Below are 15313 nucleotides of genomic sequence, written 5' to 3'. Positions count from 1 at the left end.
TTGGCTGAACTGTGAATGATTCTGTGATGCCCGGCTCAGAGGCCGACCGGATAGGAACCCAGCACCTTGAAGAAGGCGGCGTTGTCCTTGAGTTCTTCGAGCGCGCGGCCGACCGCCGCATCGGCGATGTGGCCTTCGACGTCGACGTAGAAGTAATACTCCCACGTGCCGATGCGCGCGGGACGCGATTCGAAGCGCGTCATCGACACGCCGTGTTTGGCCAGCGGCGCGAGCAGGCTGTAGACGGCGCCGGCCTTGTTCGGCACGGCCAGCACGATCGACGTGCGGTCACGGCCCGACGGGCCCGTGGCCTGGCTGCCGATGATCAGGAAGCGCGTGCGGTTGTGCGGGTCGTCCTGGATGTGCGCCTGCACGACGCCCAGCTTGTACTGTTCGCCGGCCATCTCGCTGGCGATCGCCGCGATGGTCGGGTCCTGGCTCGCCAGCACGGCCGCTTCCGCGTTCGACGCGACGGCGCGGCGTTCGACGTCCGGATGGTGCAGGTTGAGCCACACCTGGCACTGGGCCAGCGCCTGCGAATGGGCGCAGACGACCTTGACGCCGTCCATGCTGCCGGTCTTCGTCATGAGACTGTGGTGCACGGGGATCGACACTTCGCCGCTGATGATGGTCGTGGTCGCGAGCATCAGGTCGAGCGTGCGGTTGATGGCGCCCTCGGACGAGTTCTCGACCGGGACGACGCCGTAGTCGGCCGTGCCGGCCTCGGTGGCGCGGAACACTTCGTCGATCGACACGCACGGCAGGCCTTGCACGGCGCTGCCGAACTGCTGGAACACCGCCTGTTCGCTGAACGTGCCGGTGGGACCGAGGAAGGCGACCGTCACGCGCTTTTCCAGCGCGCGGCAGGACGACATGATCTCGCGGAAGATGGTCTGCACGTCCTGGTTCTTCAGCGGACCGGGATTGCGCTCGGCGACGCCGCGCAGCACCTGCGCTTCGCGCTCGGGGCGGAACACGGGGGCGTTCGTCTCGGCCTTCACGTGGCCGACTTCCTGCGCGACCTTGCCGCGGCGGGAGAGGAGTTCGAGGATTTGCGCGTCGATCGCATCGATCTGTTCGCGCAGGGGTTTCAGTTTGTCTGTCATTGTCTGCTCTTGATGTGCCGTTCGCGCTTTTGCTCCGTTGGGTGGGCACCCGTGCCCACGCGGATGTTCGCGTTACGCACACGTTACGCGTGGGCACGGGGGTGCCCACCCTACGCCGGATTACCGGCCCGCGAACTCGTTCAAATAATCGATCAGGGCTTGCACGCCCTCGATCGGCATCGCGTTGTAGATCGATGCCCGCATACCGCCGACGGACTTGTGGCCCTTCAGTTGCAGCAGGCCGCGCGCTTTGGCGCCGGCCAGGAATTGTTCGTTCAACGACTCGTCGCGCAGGTAGAACGGTACGTTCATGCGCGAGCGATATTCGGGCGCCACACGATTCTGGTAGAAGTCGTCGGCGTCCAGCGCCGCGTACAGCAGGCGCGCTTTTTCGATGTTGCGGCGTTCCATCGCGGCCACGCCGCCCAGTTTTTTCAGGTGCGCGAACACGAGGCCGGCGATATAGATCGCGTACGTCGGCGGCGTGTTCAGCATCGAGTCCGCCTCGGCCACGGCGCGCCAGTTGAACACGCCGGGGCAGATCGGCAGCGCGTGATCGAGCAGGTCCTCGCGCACGATGGTGATCGTCAGGCCGGCCGGACCGATGTTCTTCTGCGCGCCGGCGAAGATCACGCCGTATTTCGACACGTCGATCTGGCGCGACAGGATGTGCGACGACATGTCCACGACCAGCGGGGTGGCGCCCTGCACCGTCGGCACGTAGCCGATCTCGACGCCGTCGATGGTCTCGTTGGTGCACAGGTGCAGGTAGGCTGCGTCCGCACTCAGCGTCCACGTCTCCTGCGGCGGCACGGTCGTGAAGCGGCTCGCCTCGCCCGACGCCGCGACGTTCACGTTGGCGTAGCGGCGCGCTTCCTTGATCGACTTGCCCGACCACGAACCCGTGTGGACGAAGTCGATCGTCGCCGGGCCGGACGCGGCACCGTGCGGCTTGCGGCCCAGCAGGTTGAGCGGCGTGATGGCGTTCTGGCCCAGGCCCCCGCCCTGCATGAACAGGACCTTGTAGTTGGCCGGCACCGCCAGCAGTTCGCGCAGGTCGGCTTCGGCCTGCTTCGCGATCGAGATGAATTCGGGGCCGCGGTGGCTCATCTCCATCACGGACATGCCGCTGCCGTGCCAGTCCAGCATCTCTTCGGCGGCCTGGCGCAGGACTTCCTTCGGCAGGACGGCCGGGCCGGCGGAGAAGTTATAGACCTGGGTGGCGGCGAGAGATTGATTCACGAATATCCTTGAATGAGAGCTGGAGCGGGGGCCTGCATGCCCGACATGGCAATGCGGGTTCCTCGATTTTCGCACGAAACTTGCAAAAAATCCTCAACCGCCGCCATTTCGCCGGGCGGTGCCACATTGCGAAAAGGCGAACGTTCCGATGTTGATCGTGGAAAATAGCCAAAATAAGGGCTCTGACCCCGGTTTTTGGAAATAAAAAAGCCGCCGGCGTTGGCGCGCGGCGGCTTGTCGGCGGCGGGACCGGCTTATTCCGGTGCCGGTTCCAGCTCGGTTTCCTCGAGGTCCGTCTCGACCACGCGCTGCAGGCCGGACAGCCGGGTGCCGTCCTCCACCGCGATCAAGGTCACGCCCTGGGTGGCGCGGCCCATCTCGCGGATCTCGGCCACGCGGGTGCGGATCAGCACGCCACCGGTCGTGATCAGCATGATCTCGTCCGTTTCGTCGACCAGCGTCGCGGCGACGACTTTACCGTTGCGCTCCGACGTCTGGATCGCGATCATGCCCTTCGTGCCGCGGCCGTGGCGGGTGTACTCGGTGATCGGGGTACGCTTGCCGAAGCCGTTCTCGGTCGCGGTCAGCACCGACTGCCGCTCGTTCTCGGCGACCAGCAGCGCGATCACGTTCTGGCCCTCTTCCAGGTTCATGCCGCGCACGCCGCGCGCCGTGCGGCCCATCGGGCGCACGTCGTTCTCGTCGAAGCGCACGGCCTTGCCGGCGTCCGAGAACAGCATCACGTCGTGCTTGCCGTCCGTGAGGGCGGCGCCGATCAGGAAGTCGCCCTCGTCCAGGTCGACGGCGATGATGCCGGCCTTGCGCGGGTTGGAAAAGTCGCGCAGCGGCGTCTTCTTGACCGTGCCGAGGCTCGTCGACATGAACACATAATGGTCTTCGGGGAACGTCGAGTTCTCGCCCGACAGCGGCAGGATCACCGTGATCTTCTCGCCGTCCTGCAGCGGGAACATGTTGACGATCGGCTTGCCGCGCGAGTTGCGCGAACCCTGCGGCACTTCCCACACCTTCAGCCAGTACATCCGGCCGCGGTTGCTGAAGCACAGCATGTAGTCGTGCGTGTTGGCGATGAACAGCTGGTCGATCCAGTCCTCGTCCTTCGTCGCCATCGCCTGCTTGCCGCGGCCGCCGCGCTTCTGCGCGCGGTATTCGGAAATCGGCTGCGACTTCATATAACCTGTGTGCGACAGCGTGACGACCATGTCCTGCGGCGTGATCAGGTCTTCCGTTTCCAGATCGGACGCGTTGTGCTCGATCGCGGAGCGGCGCGTGTCCTTGCCGTTGTCGGCGTATTCGGACTTCACGTGCAGCATTTCGTCCGTGATGATCTGCGTGACGCGCTCCGGGCGGGCCAGGATGTCGAGCAGGTCGGCGATGTGCAGCATCACGTCGCGGTACTCGTTGATGATCTTGTCCTGCTCCAGGCCGGTGAGGCGCTGCAGGCGCATCTGCAGGATTTCCTGGGCCTGCTCGTCCGACAGCTTGTACAGGCCGTCGGTCTGCATGCCGTAGTGCTTCGGCAGGTGCTCCGGACGGAATGCCTCGATGCCGCCGGAGGCGCCCAGTTCGGTGCGGTTCAGCATCTCGCGCACGAGGGACGAATCCCAGGCGCGCGCCATCAGTTCCGTCTTCGCGACCGGCGGCGTCGGCGCGGCCTTGATGATCGCGATGAAATCGTCGATGTTCGCCAGTGCGACGGCCAGGCCTTCCAGCATGTGGCCGCGTTCGCGCGCCTTGCGCAGCTCGAACACGGTGCGGCGCGTGACCACTTCGCGGCGGTGCGACAGGAAGCACTCCAGCATCTGCTTGAGGTTCAGCAGCTTCGGCTGGCCGTTGACGAGGGCCACCATGTTCATGCCGAACGTGTCCTGCAGCTGGGTCTGCTTGTACAGGTTGTTCAGCACGACTTCCGGCACTTCGCCGCGCTTCAGCTCGATCACGACGCGCATGCCCGATTTGTCGGACTCGTCGCGGATGTCGGAAATGCCTTCCAGCTTCTTGTCGCGCACGTTTTCGGCGATGCGCTCCAGCAGCGATTTCTTGTTGACCTGGTACGGCAGCTCGTCGACGATGATCGCGATGCGGCCGCCGTCCTTGCCGTACTCCTCGAAGTGCGTCTTGGCGCGCATCACGACGCGGCCGCGGCCCGTGCGATAGCCGTCGCGCACGCCGGAGACGCCGTAGATGATGCCGGCCGTCGGGAAGTCCGGCGCCGGGATCAGCTCGATCAGCTCGTCGATCGTGCAATCCGGATTCCGGAGCACGTGCAGCGCGCCGCTGATCACTTCCGACAGGTTGTGCGGCGGGATGTTCGTCGCCATGCCGACCGCGATGCCGGACGAGCCGTTGATCAGCAGGTTCGGGATGCGCGTCGGCAGGACGGTCGGTTCCTTTTCCTTGCCGTCATAGTTCGGCTGGAAGTCGACCGTGTCCTTGTCGATATCGGCCAGCAGCTCGTTCGATATCTTGTCCAGGCGGCACTCGGTGTAACGCATCGCCGCGGCGGAATCGCCGTCGATCGAACCGAAGTTGCCCTGCCCGTCCACGAGCGTGTAGCGCAGCGAGAAATCCTGGGCCATGCGGACCAGGGTGTCGTAGATCGACGCATCGCCGTGCGGGTGATACTTACCCATCGTGTCGCCGACCACGCGCGCGCACTTGAGGTAGGGACGGTTCCAGACGTTGTTCATCTCGTGCATCGCGTACAGCACGCGGCGGTGTACGGGTTTCAAACCGTCGCGCACGTCCGGCAGAGCGCGGCCCACGATCACGCTCATGGCGTAATCGAGGTAGCTCTTGCGCATCTCTTCTTCCAGGGAAATTGGAACTGTTTCTTTTGCGAATTGATCCATTGTGCGGGTCGGCGCCTTCAGGCTGATTTGTTGAATTCCAAGCCCATGATTTTACCACGGCCGACCTGTCAGCAACGCAATTCGGGGGCAACCGGCGGTGATGGCAAATTGGCACAATTAACGCCTTGACACATTCCTGTCATAAACGTTCGTCAAGCTTGCATGCGCTTTCCGACACCTTGTTGCGCAGAAACAACGCGACAAATACCATGCACGGCAATTGGTCGACGCCTGATCGTGCGGATGTGGCGTATGTGGCAAAATGGCCGAGACGTTAATTGCTTGTTTCACAATGCGGAACCGACGTGCTGTTTCGAGTGTTAATATTATGCTCACGTCTTATTGCCTCTGAGCAGTTTCGCTGCTAGAAGATTTTACCGAAAGGAAGAAGAAATATGAATAAATTGGCAACCCTCGTATTCGCAGCCACGGCCGCGATGGCGGGCAGTGCATCCGCGCAAAGCGCACCGCCGTATGCGCCGCTGACCACCGATATTCACGCTCGCACGCCGTACAGCGCTTACGTGCAGGATGCCCGTGGCGTTATCGCCCGCGATCCTTTCGGCCTGTGCTGGCGCACCGGCTACTGGACCCCGGCCGACGCGGTCCCCGGCTGCGACGCACCGCTGTGCGTGGAACCCGAGCATCTGGAAAACGGCAAGTGCGTCGCACCGCCGCCTCCGGCGCCGGCCGCCGCCCCGGCACCTGCCCCGGCTCCGGCCCCGGCAGCAGCCCCGGTCCCGACCTCGGAAAAGGTGAGCTACTCGGCTGACGCCTTCTTCGACTTCGACAAGGCCGTGCTGAAGCCTGCCGGCAAGGCATCGCTGGACGACCTGGTCGGCAAGCTGAAGGACATCAACCTGGAAGTCATCATCGCCGTCGGCCACACCGACTCGGTCGGCACCGACGAATACAACCAGAAGCTGTCCGTGCGCCGCGCCGAAGCCGTCAAGGCTTATCTGCAGAGCAAGGGCGTGGAAGCCAAGCGCGTCTACACCGAAGGCAAGGGCGAGAAACAGCCGGTCGCCGACAACAAGACCGCCGCCGGCCGCGCCAAGAACCGTCGCGTCGAAATCGAAGTCGTCGGCACCCGCGGCAGCCAGCAGCAGTAATCCGGCCTGGCGCCCGAACAACCCCGCTGCGGCGGGGTTTTTTTATGCTTGCCGGCCCTGTGTTTTTTTCGCGACCCCATCCGTGCCGGCTACCCATTTCCGCTATCATTCCGTCCTATGACTACGACGACCAACGCCGATCCCTTAGAGATCCAGAAGTTCAGTGAGCTGGCCCACCGCTGGTGGGACCCGACGTCCGAATTCCGCCCGCTGCACGACATCAACCCGTTGCGCCTGGAATGGATCAACGCGCGCGTGCCGCTGGCTGGCAAGAACGTCATCGACATCGGCTGCGGCGGCGGCATCCTGGCCGAATCCATGGCGCGCAAGGGCGCCAAGGTCACGGGCATCGACCTGTCGAAAAAGGCCCTCAAGGTGGCCGACCTGCACAGCCTGGAATCGGGCGTGGAAGTGCGCTATCAACTGATCGCGGCCGAGGACATGGCCGCAGCGGAGCCGGGCCAGTTCGACGTCGTGACCTGCATGGAAATGCTCGAGCACGTCCCGGACCCGGCCGCCATCGTGCGCGCCGCCGCGACGCTCGTCAAACCGGGCGGCCGCGTGTTCTTCTCGACCTTGAACCGCAACGTCAAATCGTATCTGTTCGCCGTCGTCGGCGCCGAATACGTGCTGCGCATGCTGCCGCGCGGCACCCACGACTATGCCAAATTCATCACGCCGGCCGAACTGTCGAACTTCGCGCGCGACGCCGGCCTCATCGTCGACGGGCTGAAGGGCCTGACGTACAACCCGCTGACCAAGATCTATTCGCTGAACCAGGACACCGACGTCAACTACATGGTGGCCTGCAGCAAACCGCTCTGACGATTGCCTCATGACTTTTCCTTCTTCCCTGCCCGCGCCACGCGCCGTCCTGTTCGATCTCGACGGCACCCTGGCCGACACCGCGCCCGACCTCGCGGCCGCCGTCAACTGGATGCGCACCGAGCGTGGCCTGGAACCGACGCCGTACGCGCTGCTGCGCCCGACCGCATCGCACGGCGCCCGCGGCATGATCGGCGCCGCCTTCGGCCTGGCACCGGGCGACGCGGGCTTCGACGAACTGCGCGATCAATGGTTCGAGCGCTACCGGTCGGCGATGGCCGTACACAGCACGCTGTTCGACGGCGTGCCAGACCTGCTGGACGGCATCATGGCGGCCGGCATGGCGTGGGGCATCGTCACCAACAAGTCGGCGCGCTTTACCGACCCGCTGGTGCCGATGATCGGGCTGGCGCACGCCGGCTGCGTGATCTCGGGCGACACGACGCCGCACGCGAAACCGCACCCCGCCCCGCTGCTGGAAGCCGCGCGCCGCCTGGGCATCGATCCGACCCACTGCTGGTACGTGGGCGACGACCTGCGCGACATCGAAGCGGGCCGCGCGGCCGGCATGGTCACCGTGGCCTGCAACTGGGGCTATTGCGGTTCCATCGATCCGGCCACGTGGGGCGCCGACTACCAGCTCGACACGCCGCGCCGGCTGCTGCGGATGCTGCTGGAACTGGCGGATGCCGCGCGAGCCGCGGAAAAGGCAGCCTGATTCACCGCGCTGACTCACCGCGCTGACTGCCGCGTCCTGCCTGCCCGGGCGGGCAGTGACGTGGAGCGGTCGATCCTCCTCTACCTGTGCGCCGCCGCCGGTCCTGCCAGCCTTCCTCCGGCGCTGCGGTCTGTTGTCGGTTAGTTGCAAGTACCCTGCCGGCACCGCGATCTTCGCTGGACGACTCTTGCCGCCTTCCGGCTCGGCATTTACATATCTTTACGATTGATACAGATCACTGTCTATCTCTTCACAGTGCCTCTGAGTAATCTAGAGCCATACGACAACAACGTCTCAGGAGCAGAAAAATGGAAACGATCAAGACCGCCACCTCTCGCATCCACCCGCTGATGGCAGCTGCCGCAGTGTCCGTCATCGTCGTCAGCCTGGCCGGCGCGGCCGCGATCACCGGCCTGTTGCCGAGCTCGCACAGCGCACCCGAGGCGGGCGCCACGACGGCCGCCCTGCCGATGGCTGCGGAAGCGCCCCAAGGTGCGCAGCCGCTGCAAGCCGCCTACGCCCAGCCGGCCGTCGCAAGTGCCCAGCCGGCTCCGGCCCCGGTCGTGATCAAGGAAACCGTGATCAAGGAAGTGCCGGCGAAACCGCGGCACACCGTGCACCACGCAAGCTACGCCCAGAACGATGCGCCGGCCTATCATGAACCGGCACCGCGTCCCGCAGCGCAGCCGAACTACGTCGCCATCGGCACGGGCGCCGTCGTGGGCGGCCTGCTGGGCAACCAGGTCGGCAGCGGCAACGGGCGCAAGCTGGCCACGGTGGCCGGCATCATCGGCGGCGGCATGCTGGGCAACCAGATCGCCAACCAGAACCAGGGCCGTTGAACGGTCCGGGCCTTGATTTTGCGCACCTCGCGCCCATATCGGGTGTGAGGGCGCGTCCAGGCCCTCCGCTCACTGGCCGATTGCGGTACAATGGGCATTCTCTTTCTGGGGGCGACCTGGTTTCGACGTGGGTTGCAAAGCAGAACAGGGCATACCGAGGACTGGTCACCTCGTAAATACATCCAGAAATCAATAACTGCAAACGATAACTCGTACGCACTCGCAGCTTAATCGCTGCTAGCTCTACACTACCTCGCCTCTGGGGTGGGCCGCAAGGCAAGTAGAGTCATTTACAGAGGCTAGGACTCAACCGGGTTACTTGGTTGCTTCCGAAATTTAAGGTAACTCGCTTGGTCGAAGGGTGCACATCCCCGTCGGCCGCGTTAAATTAAAAGATAGTGCTAAGTATGTAGAACTGTCTGTAGAGTGCTTGCGGACGAGGGTTCGATTCCCTCCGCCTCCACCAAATACTTGTTTTGAGCAGTTTCAACCTTGTTCAAAACCTTGCGAATGCCGCTACCCTTCATAGGAGAGCGGCATTTTTTCTTGTTGATCATGTTTCATCACGTTTCTTGACATACCACAACGGCGGTCGGTATCTTTGACGGTATCTCGAACACCGACACCGGAAATACCGTCATGCCTCTCACTGACCTACGCGTCCGTTCCGCTAAGCCGGACGTGAAACCGTTCAAGCTTGCAGACGAAAAGGGCCTGTACTTGCTTGTGAATCAGAAAGGGAAGTATTGGCGGTTTGACTACCGGTTCTCTGGCAAGAGAAAGACGCTCGCGCTTGGGGTCTATCCCACGGTCACACTTGCTGAGGCCCGTGAAGCGCTTCTGAACGCTCGAAAATCCCTTGCGACTAACATTGACCCTTCCGCACAAAAGAAAGCGCTCAAATCTTCAGGTGGCGACCTTGAAAGCTTTGAGTTTGTCGCACGCGAGTGGCATAGCAAGTACGTGCCAGTATGGAGCGCTTCACATGCGGACAAAATTCTGAAACGCTTTGAGCGAGATGTTTTTCCGTGGCTTGGCACACGCCCTATTCGCGAGATTACGCCGCCCGAACTTCTCGCCGTGCTGCGCCGCATCGAGGTGCGCGGCAGACTCGAAACGGCCCATCGGGCCAAGCAAAGCAGCGGTCAAGTCTTCCAATATGCAGTCGCGACTGGCCGCGCCGAACGAGATATCACCCAAGACCTGAAGCGCGCCCTTCCCCCAACCCGTGTTCGCCATCACGCGAGCATCACTGATCCAAAGCAAATCGGTGCGCTCCTTCGTGCAATCGATTGCTACGAAGGATCGTTTATAACGAAGTCAGCCTTACGTCTGGCACCACACGTCTTCGTGCGACCGGGCGAGCTCCGTAAAGCCGAGTGGAAAGAGATTGAACTCGAAAGCGCTGAATGGCGCATTCCGGCGGAACGGATGAAAATGAAGGAAGTTCACATCGTTCCGCTATCACCGCAAGTTGTCGAAATTCTTCGTGAGCTTCATCCGCTAACGGGCTCTGGTAGATACGTGTTTCCTGGACCACGCACCTCATCCCGTCCAATGAGCGAAAACACGGTAAATGCCGCACTGCGGAGGATGGGCTACACACGCGACGAAATGACCGGACACGGGTTCCGAAGCATGGCGTCGACGTTGCTCAATGAACAAGGATGGAATAGAGACGCGATTGAGAGGCAATTAGCCCATGCAGAGCGAGACGCAGTAAGGGCAGCGTATAACTATGCCGAACATTTACCTGAGCGGCGCCGAATGATGAATAGCTGGTCAACCTACTTAGTTGGGCTCTGCAATGGAGCCGAGGTGATCAATCTTCACAACGCTCAGCGCGCATAGTCACTTTAATGACTTTAAAGTCGCCTTCCTATACGACTTGGATTGCGAAATTTCGTCAGTCGTTTGGAACGGTATGCACCTCTGAACATCAGGTTAGAGCACCGATTCAGGAGACGTTACGCGCGGTGCAAATCCTTCCCGTTTGCACTGGCTCCAATGACATGCTCGTTTCAAACATTGAAGTAGCCTGTTACCAAGCCCAACGCTGCCCCGACCCTCGCACCGATGCGTTAAGCACCGAGCGCGCCGCATGGGAAGCGGCATTCGATACCCTGCCCGGTCATCAAATGGAGTGCAGAAACATCCGGGCCTTCATGATTAAAAACCGGAGCATTTCCGAATCTGCCATGAAGAGTGGCAATAAGAAGGAGCAGCTAGACGAGCTGATTGAATTACTAGATGCTTACCTCTTAGGCGTACAGAGGGTCTCCGATATCAATCATCCGTCAAACATAGACATTGTTCTGGACTCGCAGTTCGGCCCGCTGATATTTCCATCTCGACTGCTTAGACGACGAAGCGAACGACCGTCTATGGACGTCCGTGTCCTAGGCTTAATTTTCAATCTGACCTATCTTTTCCGATTCTTCTCCGGCGTCACTTCTACTCGCCATAACTCCACGCTACTTCTTGATGAGCGGCTAATAATTGATGGCCCAATGCTACGAAAAGGCCAACCTCAGTACAGGTATGTCGCTGCGCTAGTCAACTGCGTATTTGGCAGCAAATACAACGCGCGAGACGTAAAGGAAAAATTAAGCGATCTACCTCGCGATACCATCTGGGGTGGTTGGCCAGCGCCATACGAGGTGTCGGGGGAAAGAGAGAAGGATACCTCATACCTTTCGCCTCCCCCGCTTTGAATCAGATTATTACTCCTGAGACGCAATGGTGCGTCGTCGAACGGAGAAATCATGAAGATCATTCGTGTGGAAGAAGTAATGAAAAGAGTCCAACTAAGCCGGAGCACGATTTGGCGCCTAGAGAAGTCGGGGAAATTTCCCACAAGAGTCCGCATAGGTGAGAAAGCTATGGGTTGGCTAGAAGCGGACATTGAACAATGGCTACTCACATGCCCTCGCGGTACGACCACGCCACCAAGAATGACGGGCGACGATGCAGTCTATAAGAGGGTCAAGCGGTAAGCGAGAGAGGAGAACATATGGCTATCCCTCAACCTACGGCAATTACGCGCACACCGGTATTCATCGATAAGCTAAGCCTTACACTCCATGTTCCGACAGACGAACAAGATGCAGTCACCGAAAATTTTCACCAGACTCATCTTGAAGGTCTCGAAATCGAAAGGGTTCAATTCGGAGAAGCTCTCAAGACCTACCAATATGCGTGGCGACTCAATCTCGATAATGGGGAATTCTGCCTTATTCAACATTCTCCCCGTAGGGGGCGCTCCAACTTCCTGCGCATTGAGTTTAATCCGGCGAAGGTAGGGCGAGTCGGGTGTGATGCAGTATTTCAGCTCCTCGCTCGCTCAATCCCTTCGTTTGCGTCAGCATTACAAAACGCACGTGTGACGCGGATTGACATCGCGTTTGATGTCGACCACCCCATTAGCCGACTTCTGGTCTTTGACACACCTCGTAAGCAGGTGTCGCGCACATTTACAACTCAAGGTGAGCTCAATGCGCTGACGATTGGATCATTAGAAAGTGATCGTTATCTGCTAGTCTACGATAAACGCCTTGAAGATGAGGTTTGCAACGGTCGGATAACTGCTCGAATAAAGACTCGGTTCGAACTTCGGCTTCGAGACTTAAGCAGCTTTGCAGACCTCGGCCGCATTCACAACCCTCTGATGAACTACACGGTACGTGAGCTTGATTTCGCGCTGGCCCAACAATCGACACACGAATGGAAATGGCTGCTTCACGCCAGCTCTATAATCGGCGCGCAGGCAGCGCTATCGCTAATACAGAATCGTACAGTGAGAAGACGTATACGCGATGCCCTGCGTACAATTCCTACCCCATCTTGGTGGAATCCTGAATCGATCTGGAGCGAAGTTCCGGCCGCACTTCGGTATGTTCTGATTGGCGATTTACAACAGCGGCAAAGGCGCAATTTGCGACGTATCCGCTAAAAAATCGAGAGTGCAGTAGTGTTCCCGCAAAGCCACCTGTCCACGGCAAAATCCCTGCAAATAGCGATTTTGAAATGACCCTACTCATATTTTTCGTCAAAGAGCGCCGCTGTTTGCAATCAATTGCAAGTTGCCGACTACAGGTTGGCACTTTGCAAGAGTTCAGACAGCGCTAAGTTCAGCGCTCCTGCGATCTTCACCAACGTGAGAACGGCGGCATTGTTGTCGCCGCGCTCAATCCTGCCGAGATAGCTGCGGTCAACCTCGGAACGAAGCGCCACTTCCTCTTGCGAGAGCCCAAGCACCTCCCGGCGAAGGCGGATAGCTTCACCAATGGCGAGCAACTGAGGGGAGCGACGTAAAGAAGATAGGTTCGGCACTCATCCATGATTAGGGTATGATTGCGTTCGCTCCACGGTACATGTACCCCATAACGCGAAAATCTGAACGTAACCTACAAATCATGACAAAACACTTTGTTGCGGCAACTGTCAGTGCCCTCCTTCTCACCGCTTGCGCGGCTCCCCAACATCCTCCAGGTGCTCAGCAATGGCATACGAAGACGTTCCAAACAGACGCCGGCCCGCTTGCGCTGGAAAATTTCAGTTTTTACGCCCCAAGCTCGATTTCCGTGGCAATGAATGGCACACTTCGCAATAACACGGCGAAGCATTGGAGACGTACATCCTTTTCGGTAGATTTGTTTGATCGCCAGCATGCAAAAATAGGAAACAAGATTGTCTTCGTAGAGGACATCGCACCCGGAGCTGCTCGACCATTTGGACAAGGAATCGAAAACGAAATTGCGACCACTTACGGCGCGAAAATGGATTCCTTCGACATCAAGTATCTCGGCGGCGTTTATGATGTGAACTACATCTTCACCTTGGACGGGAGCGCTGCGGACCAATCAATCAGCGATTCGAAAGTAAAAATTCGTATAACCCCGTCGCGCGAAAATCTCGGTCTTTTCTTAACGAACTTAACGTCCGAGACCATCAGGATTGACTGGTCACAGGCCGCTTACGTCGATACCGCAGGAATTTCGCACTCAGTTATACGAGGCGGAACTAAATTTATCGACAAGGACCGTCTAGCGGTGCCAACGAACATCGCGCCTCACGCGTCGGTGAATGAAACTGTTCTTCCGAGTGACTATGTGACTTACGTATCGGCGAACGTAGGGTGGTCGGCTCAGCCATTGTTGCCCGACGGACCAAAGGCTGAAGCACTCAAAGGGAAAGATATTGCGCTTTACCTGCCCTTACTCATTGATGGCAAAGCAAAAACGTACCGTTTGGAGCTTCACATAGCCAACGTACGTAGCTGAGGCCATTAAACTCTGAAAGCCGCGCCGGTTGCGATTTTCTGCAAATTTATGTCGTCACGACGACTCAAAAGAGGCCCACTAGCGGGCCTCTTTTCGTTTAGCCATGAATTGGATAAGGTCCCGGACTACCACATCTGCGTCCTTATCGTTACCAACTTCCGAAGCACGAATGCGGCGGACTTCGACACCCTCATAGGTAAGTGGAATTAACCGTTTGTCGGCCTCAGCGGGCAATTCCCTATGATAGGTATCGCCGTCCACTTCGACGACAAACGTAAGACCCTTATAGACCACAATAAAATCAGGCTCAAGGCGATTGTAGCTTTTACCAATTCGAACGAATACAGGCAACGGCGCTACCGCAAGTTGAGCTCTCGTAAGAGCTTCAAAAAGTGTAATTTCAGCCTTAGACCGAAAGAGAAGACCAAGATGCTGCTTTGATGCGATGTTATCGCTCCGCACCCGTCCTTGATTCGTCACTCCCTCACCGCGCACAAACCGCAAAGCTTCCTCGCGCCAGCCTATATTTGCCTGTTCAATCCTTGGAGCGAGATTCACAAGACCGAAATGATCTCCTGGCGTCGAGCTAAAGAAAGATGACGCAACTTCCTTAATTGATTCCTCGGTTGCCTCTCTATCCTCTTCGGTCATCGCATAAAATAATGGAACTGGCAACGCAACAAACATACGCCACGTGCTTATTCCAAAATCTTCGCTCCACAGCAGGAAATTACATTGTCCTTCGATGAGAGAAGCTATTGCACGAGCATCCCCGCGCATCTTTAGTGCCTCCACAACCGATGCCAGAAAATCATCTTCTGGAAAAGGGAATTTGACTTCATCCATGTACTATGTGCTCAATGGGCTAATCGACTTAAGGTCGTCGCTGAGTTTAACGTTATATGCATTCGCGAGGTTGAATATCTGGAGTCCGACTGATTTTCGGAGAGTAGCGAGAGCGTCACTGAAGCTGCGCCATTCTGGATCACTCGAATTGCATCGTAGCGTTGTCAGGTCGGAAGCCTCAACGGCATTGAAGAAAATATGAATCGTTTTTGTGAGCGCTAAAAGAATCTGATCTAACGGACTGCGTTCATCAAGCTCACTCCGAAGATCGACAAGTCGCGAACGTAACTGGTCCAAGGATTGACGTACCCGGTCCGGAAACTCAGCGTCAAATGTCTGCCAAAGCGCCCGGCGATCTTCGAGCGCGGCGATCACCCTTTTAGCTATCATTGGTTCTACTTGCCTTGATTGAAGCAAAGCTAAGCTTTCGGAATACCCTCGCGTGCGGACCTCGGAAATCAGCGCCTCAT

General features: G+C 59.0%; 14 protein-coding genes and 1 other RNA gene. 10 read left to right on the top strand and 5 right to left on the bottom strand.

All coding sequences use genetic code 11. From position 1 onward, the window contains the following. Nucleotides 1–35 precede the first annotated feature (35 nt). The 3 genes from pheA to gyrA form a co-directional block, all read right to left on the bottom strand. Nucleotides 36–1106, bottom strand: a complete 1071-nt coding sequence (gene pheA / locus ASC93_RS28225; RefSeq protein WP_056450574.1) for a prephenate dehydratase — start codon at nucleotides 1104–1106, stop codon at nucleotides 36–38. 120 nt (nucleotides 1107–1226) lie between these two features. Further along, a complete protein-coding gene (gene serC, locus ASC93_RS28220; protein WP_056450571.1) occupies nucleotides 1227–2348 on the bottom strand; it encodes a 3-phosphoserine/phosphohydroxythreonine transaminase in 1122 nt (373 codons plus the stop codon). A gap of 254 nt (nucleotides 2349–2602) precedes the next feature. After that, nucleotides 2603–5218: a DNA gyrase subunit A gene (gene gyrA, locus ASC93_RS28215; protein ID WP_056450568.1), complete on the bottom strand. Its 2616-nt coding sequence runs from the start codon at nucleotides 5216–5218 to the stop codon at nucleotides 2603–2605. 395 nt (nucleotides 5219–5613) lie between these two features. On the opposite strand from gyrA, the gene ompA reads away from it, so the two are divergent. From ompA to ASC93_RS31225, 9 genes are all read left to right on the top strand, one after another. Beyond that, nucleotides 5614–6330 (top strand): outer membrane protein OmpA, encoded by a 717-nt coding sequence (ompA, locus tag ASC93_RS28210; protein WP_056450566.1) that lies wholly within the window; start codon nucleotides 5614–5616, stop codon nucleotides 6328–6330. Between the two features lie 117 nt (nucleotides 6331–6447). Continuing rightward, entirely contained in the window at nucleotides 6448–7155 is a 708-nt protein-coding gene (gene ubiG / locus ASC93_RS28205) for a bifunctional 2-polyprenyl-6-hydroxyphenol methylase/3-demethylubiquinol 3-O-methyltransferase UbiG (RefSeq protein WP_056450563.1), read from the top strand. A gap of 10 nt (nucleotides 7156–7165) precedes the next feature. Next, a complete protein-coding gene (locus ASC93_RS28200) occupies nucleotides 7166–7873 on the top strand; it encodes an HAD family hydrolase (RefSeq protein WP_056450560.1) in 708 nt (235 codons plus the stop codon). 308 nt (nucleotides 7874–8181) lie between these two features. Beyond that, nucleotides 8182–8715 carry a glycine zipper 2TM domain-containing protein gene (locus ASC93_RS32660; protein WP_056450557.1) on the top strand — a complete coding sequence of 178 codons (534 nt, stop codon included), beginning with the start codon at nucleotides 8182–8184 and terminating at the stop codon, nucleotides 8713–8715. A 107-nt stretch (nucleotides 8716–8822) separates the two neighbouring features. Continuing rightward, nucleotides 8823–9181, top strand: a transfer-messenger RNA (tmRNA) gene (ssrA, locus tag ASC93_RS30260). A gap of 173 nt (nucleotides 9182–9354) precedes the next feature. Next, the gene (locus tag ASC93_RS30255) at nucleotides 9355–10566 is read left to right on the top strand and encodes an integrase arm-type DNA-binding domain-containing protein (RefSeq protein ID WP_082548401.1); all 1212 of its coding nucleotides are present in this window, start codon (nucleotides 9355–9357) and stop codon (nucleotides 10564–10566) included. Between the two features lie 125 nt (nucleotides 10567–10691). Beyond that, on the top strand, nucleotides 10692–11429 hold the full coding sequence (locus tag ASC93_RS31230; protein WP_157202163.1) for a hypothetical protein: 738 nt from the start codon (nucleotides 10692–10694) through the stop codon (nucleotides 11427–11429). Nucleotides 11430–11480: 51 nt separating this feature from the next. Continuing rightward, nucleotides 11481–11711, top strand: coding sequence for an AlpA family transcriptional regulator (locus ASC93_RS30250; RefSeq protein WP_082548400.1), 231 nt, complete (start codon nucleotides 11481–11483; stop codon nucleotides 11709–11711). A gap of 17 nt (nucleotides 11712–11728) precedes the next feature. After that, nucleotides 11729–12667, top strand: a complete 939-nt coding sequence (locus ASC93_RS31225; RefSeq protein ID WP_157202162.1) for a hypothetical protein — start codon at nucleotides 11729–11731, stop codon at nucleotides 12665–12667. Between the two features lie 137 nt (nucleotides 12668–12804). Here ASC93_RS31225 and ASC93_RS28185 read toward each other — a convergent pair whose 3' ends face one another. Next, nucleotides 12805–13047: a helix-turn-helix domain-containing protein gene (locus tag ASC93_RS28185; RefSeq protein ID WP_056450551.1), complete on the bottom strand. Its 243-nt coding sequence runs from the start codon at nucleotides 13045–13047 to the stop codon at nucleotides 12805–12807. An 83-nt stretch (nucleotides 13048–13130) separates the two neighbouring features. Here ASC93_RS28185 and ASC93_RS31220 point away from each other — a divergent pair, with 83 nt between their 5' ends. Continuing rightward, nucleotides 13131–13997, top strand: coding sequence for an FxLYD domain-containing protein (locus ASC93_RS31220; RefSeq protein ID WP_157202161.1), 867 nt, complete (start codon nucleotides 13131–13133; stop codon nucleotides 13995–13997). A 78-nt stretch (nucleotides 13998–14075) separates the two neighbouring features. Here ASC93_RS31220 and ASC93_RS30245 read toward each other — a convergent pair whose 3' ends face one another. Then, the gene (locus ASC93_RS30245) at nucleotides 14076–14843 is read right to left on the bottom strand and encodes a hypothetical protein (RefSeq protein ID WP_082548399.1); all 768 of its coding nucleotides are present in this window, start codon (nucleotides 14841–14843) and stop codon (nucleotides 14076–14078) included. Nucleotides 14844–15313: the final 470 nt, after the last annotated feature.

This window comes from Massilia sp. Root335, from assembly GCF_001425685.1.
GTDB classification, from domain to species: domain Bacteria; phylum Pseudomonadota; class Gammaproteobacteria; order Burkholderiales; family Burkholderiaceae_D; genus Telluria; species Telluria luteola.
Note: the sequence above shows the minus strand (reverse complement) of the source record. Positions and strands in the feature narration are given on the sequence as shown.

What these genes read in the sequence shown, in the direction of transcription:
- ASC93_RS30245 (WP_082548399.1), bottom strand. Translation starts at nt 14,843, where the DNA reads ATGGATGAAGTCAAATTCCCTTTTCCAGAAGATGATTTTCTGGCATCG.
- ASC93_RS28200 (WP_056450560.1), top strand. Translation starts at nt 7,166, where the DNA reads ATGACTTTTCCTTCTTCCCTGCCCGCGCCACGCGCCGTCCTGTTCGAT.
- ASC93_RS30255 (WP_082548401.1), top strand. Translation starts at nt 9,355, where the DNA reads ATGCCTCTCACTGACCTACGCGTCCGTTCCGCTAAGCCGGACGTGAAA.
- ompA (WP_056450566.1), top strand. Translation starts at nt 5,614, where the DNA reads ATGAATAAATTGGCAACCCTCGTATTCGCAGCCACGGCCGCGATGGCG.
- ASC93_RS30250 (WP_082548400.1), top strand. Translation starts at nt 11,481, where the DNA reads ATGAAGATCATTCGTGTGGAAGAAGTAATGAAAAGAGTCCAACTAAGC.
- ASC93_RS31220 (WP_157202161.1), top strand. Translation starts at nt 13,131, where the DNA reads ATGACAAAACACTTTGTTGCGGCAACTGTCAGTGCCCTCCTTCTCACC.
- ASC93_RS32660 (WP_056450557.1), top strand. Translation starts at nt 8,182, where the DNA reads ATGGAAACGATCAAGACCGCCACCTCTCGCATCCACCCGCTGATGGCA.
- gyrA (WP_056450568.1), bottom strand. Translation starts at nt 5,218, where the DNA reads ATGGATCAATTCGCAAAAGAAACAGTTCCAATTTCCCTGGAAGAAGAG.
- ubiG (WP_056450563.1), top strand. Translation starts at nt 6,448, where the DNA reads ATGACTACGACGACCAACGCCGATCCCTTAGAGATCCAGAAGTTCAGT.
- ASC93_RS31225 (WP_157202162.1), top strand. Translation starts at nt 11,729, where the DNA reads ATGGCTATCCCTCAACCTACGGCAATTACGCGCACACCGGTATTCATC.
- pheA (WP_056450574.1), bottom strand. Translation starts at nt 1,106, where the DNA reads ATGACAGACAAACTGAAACCCCTGCGCGAACAGATCGATGCGATCGAC.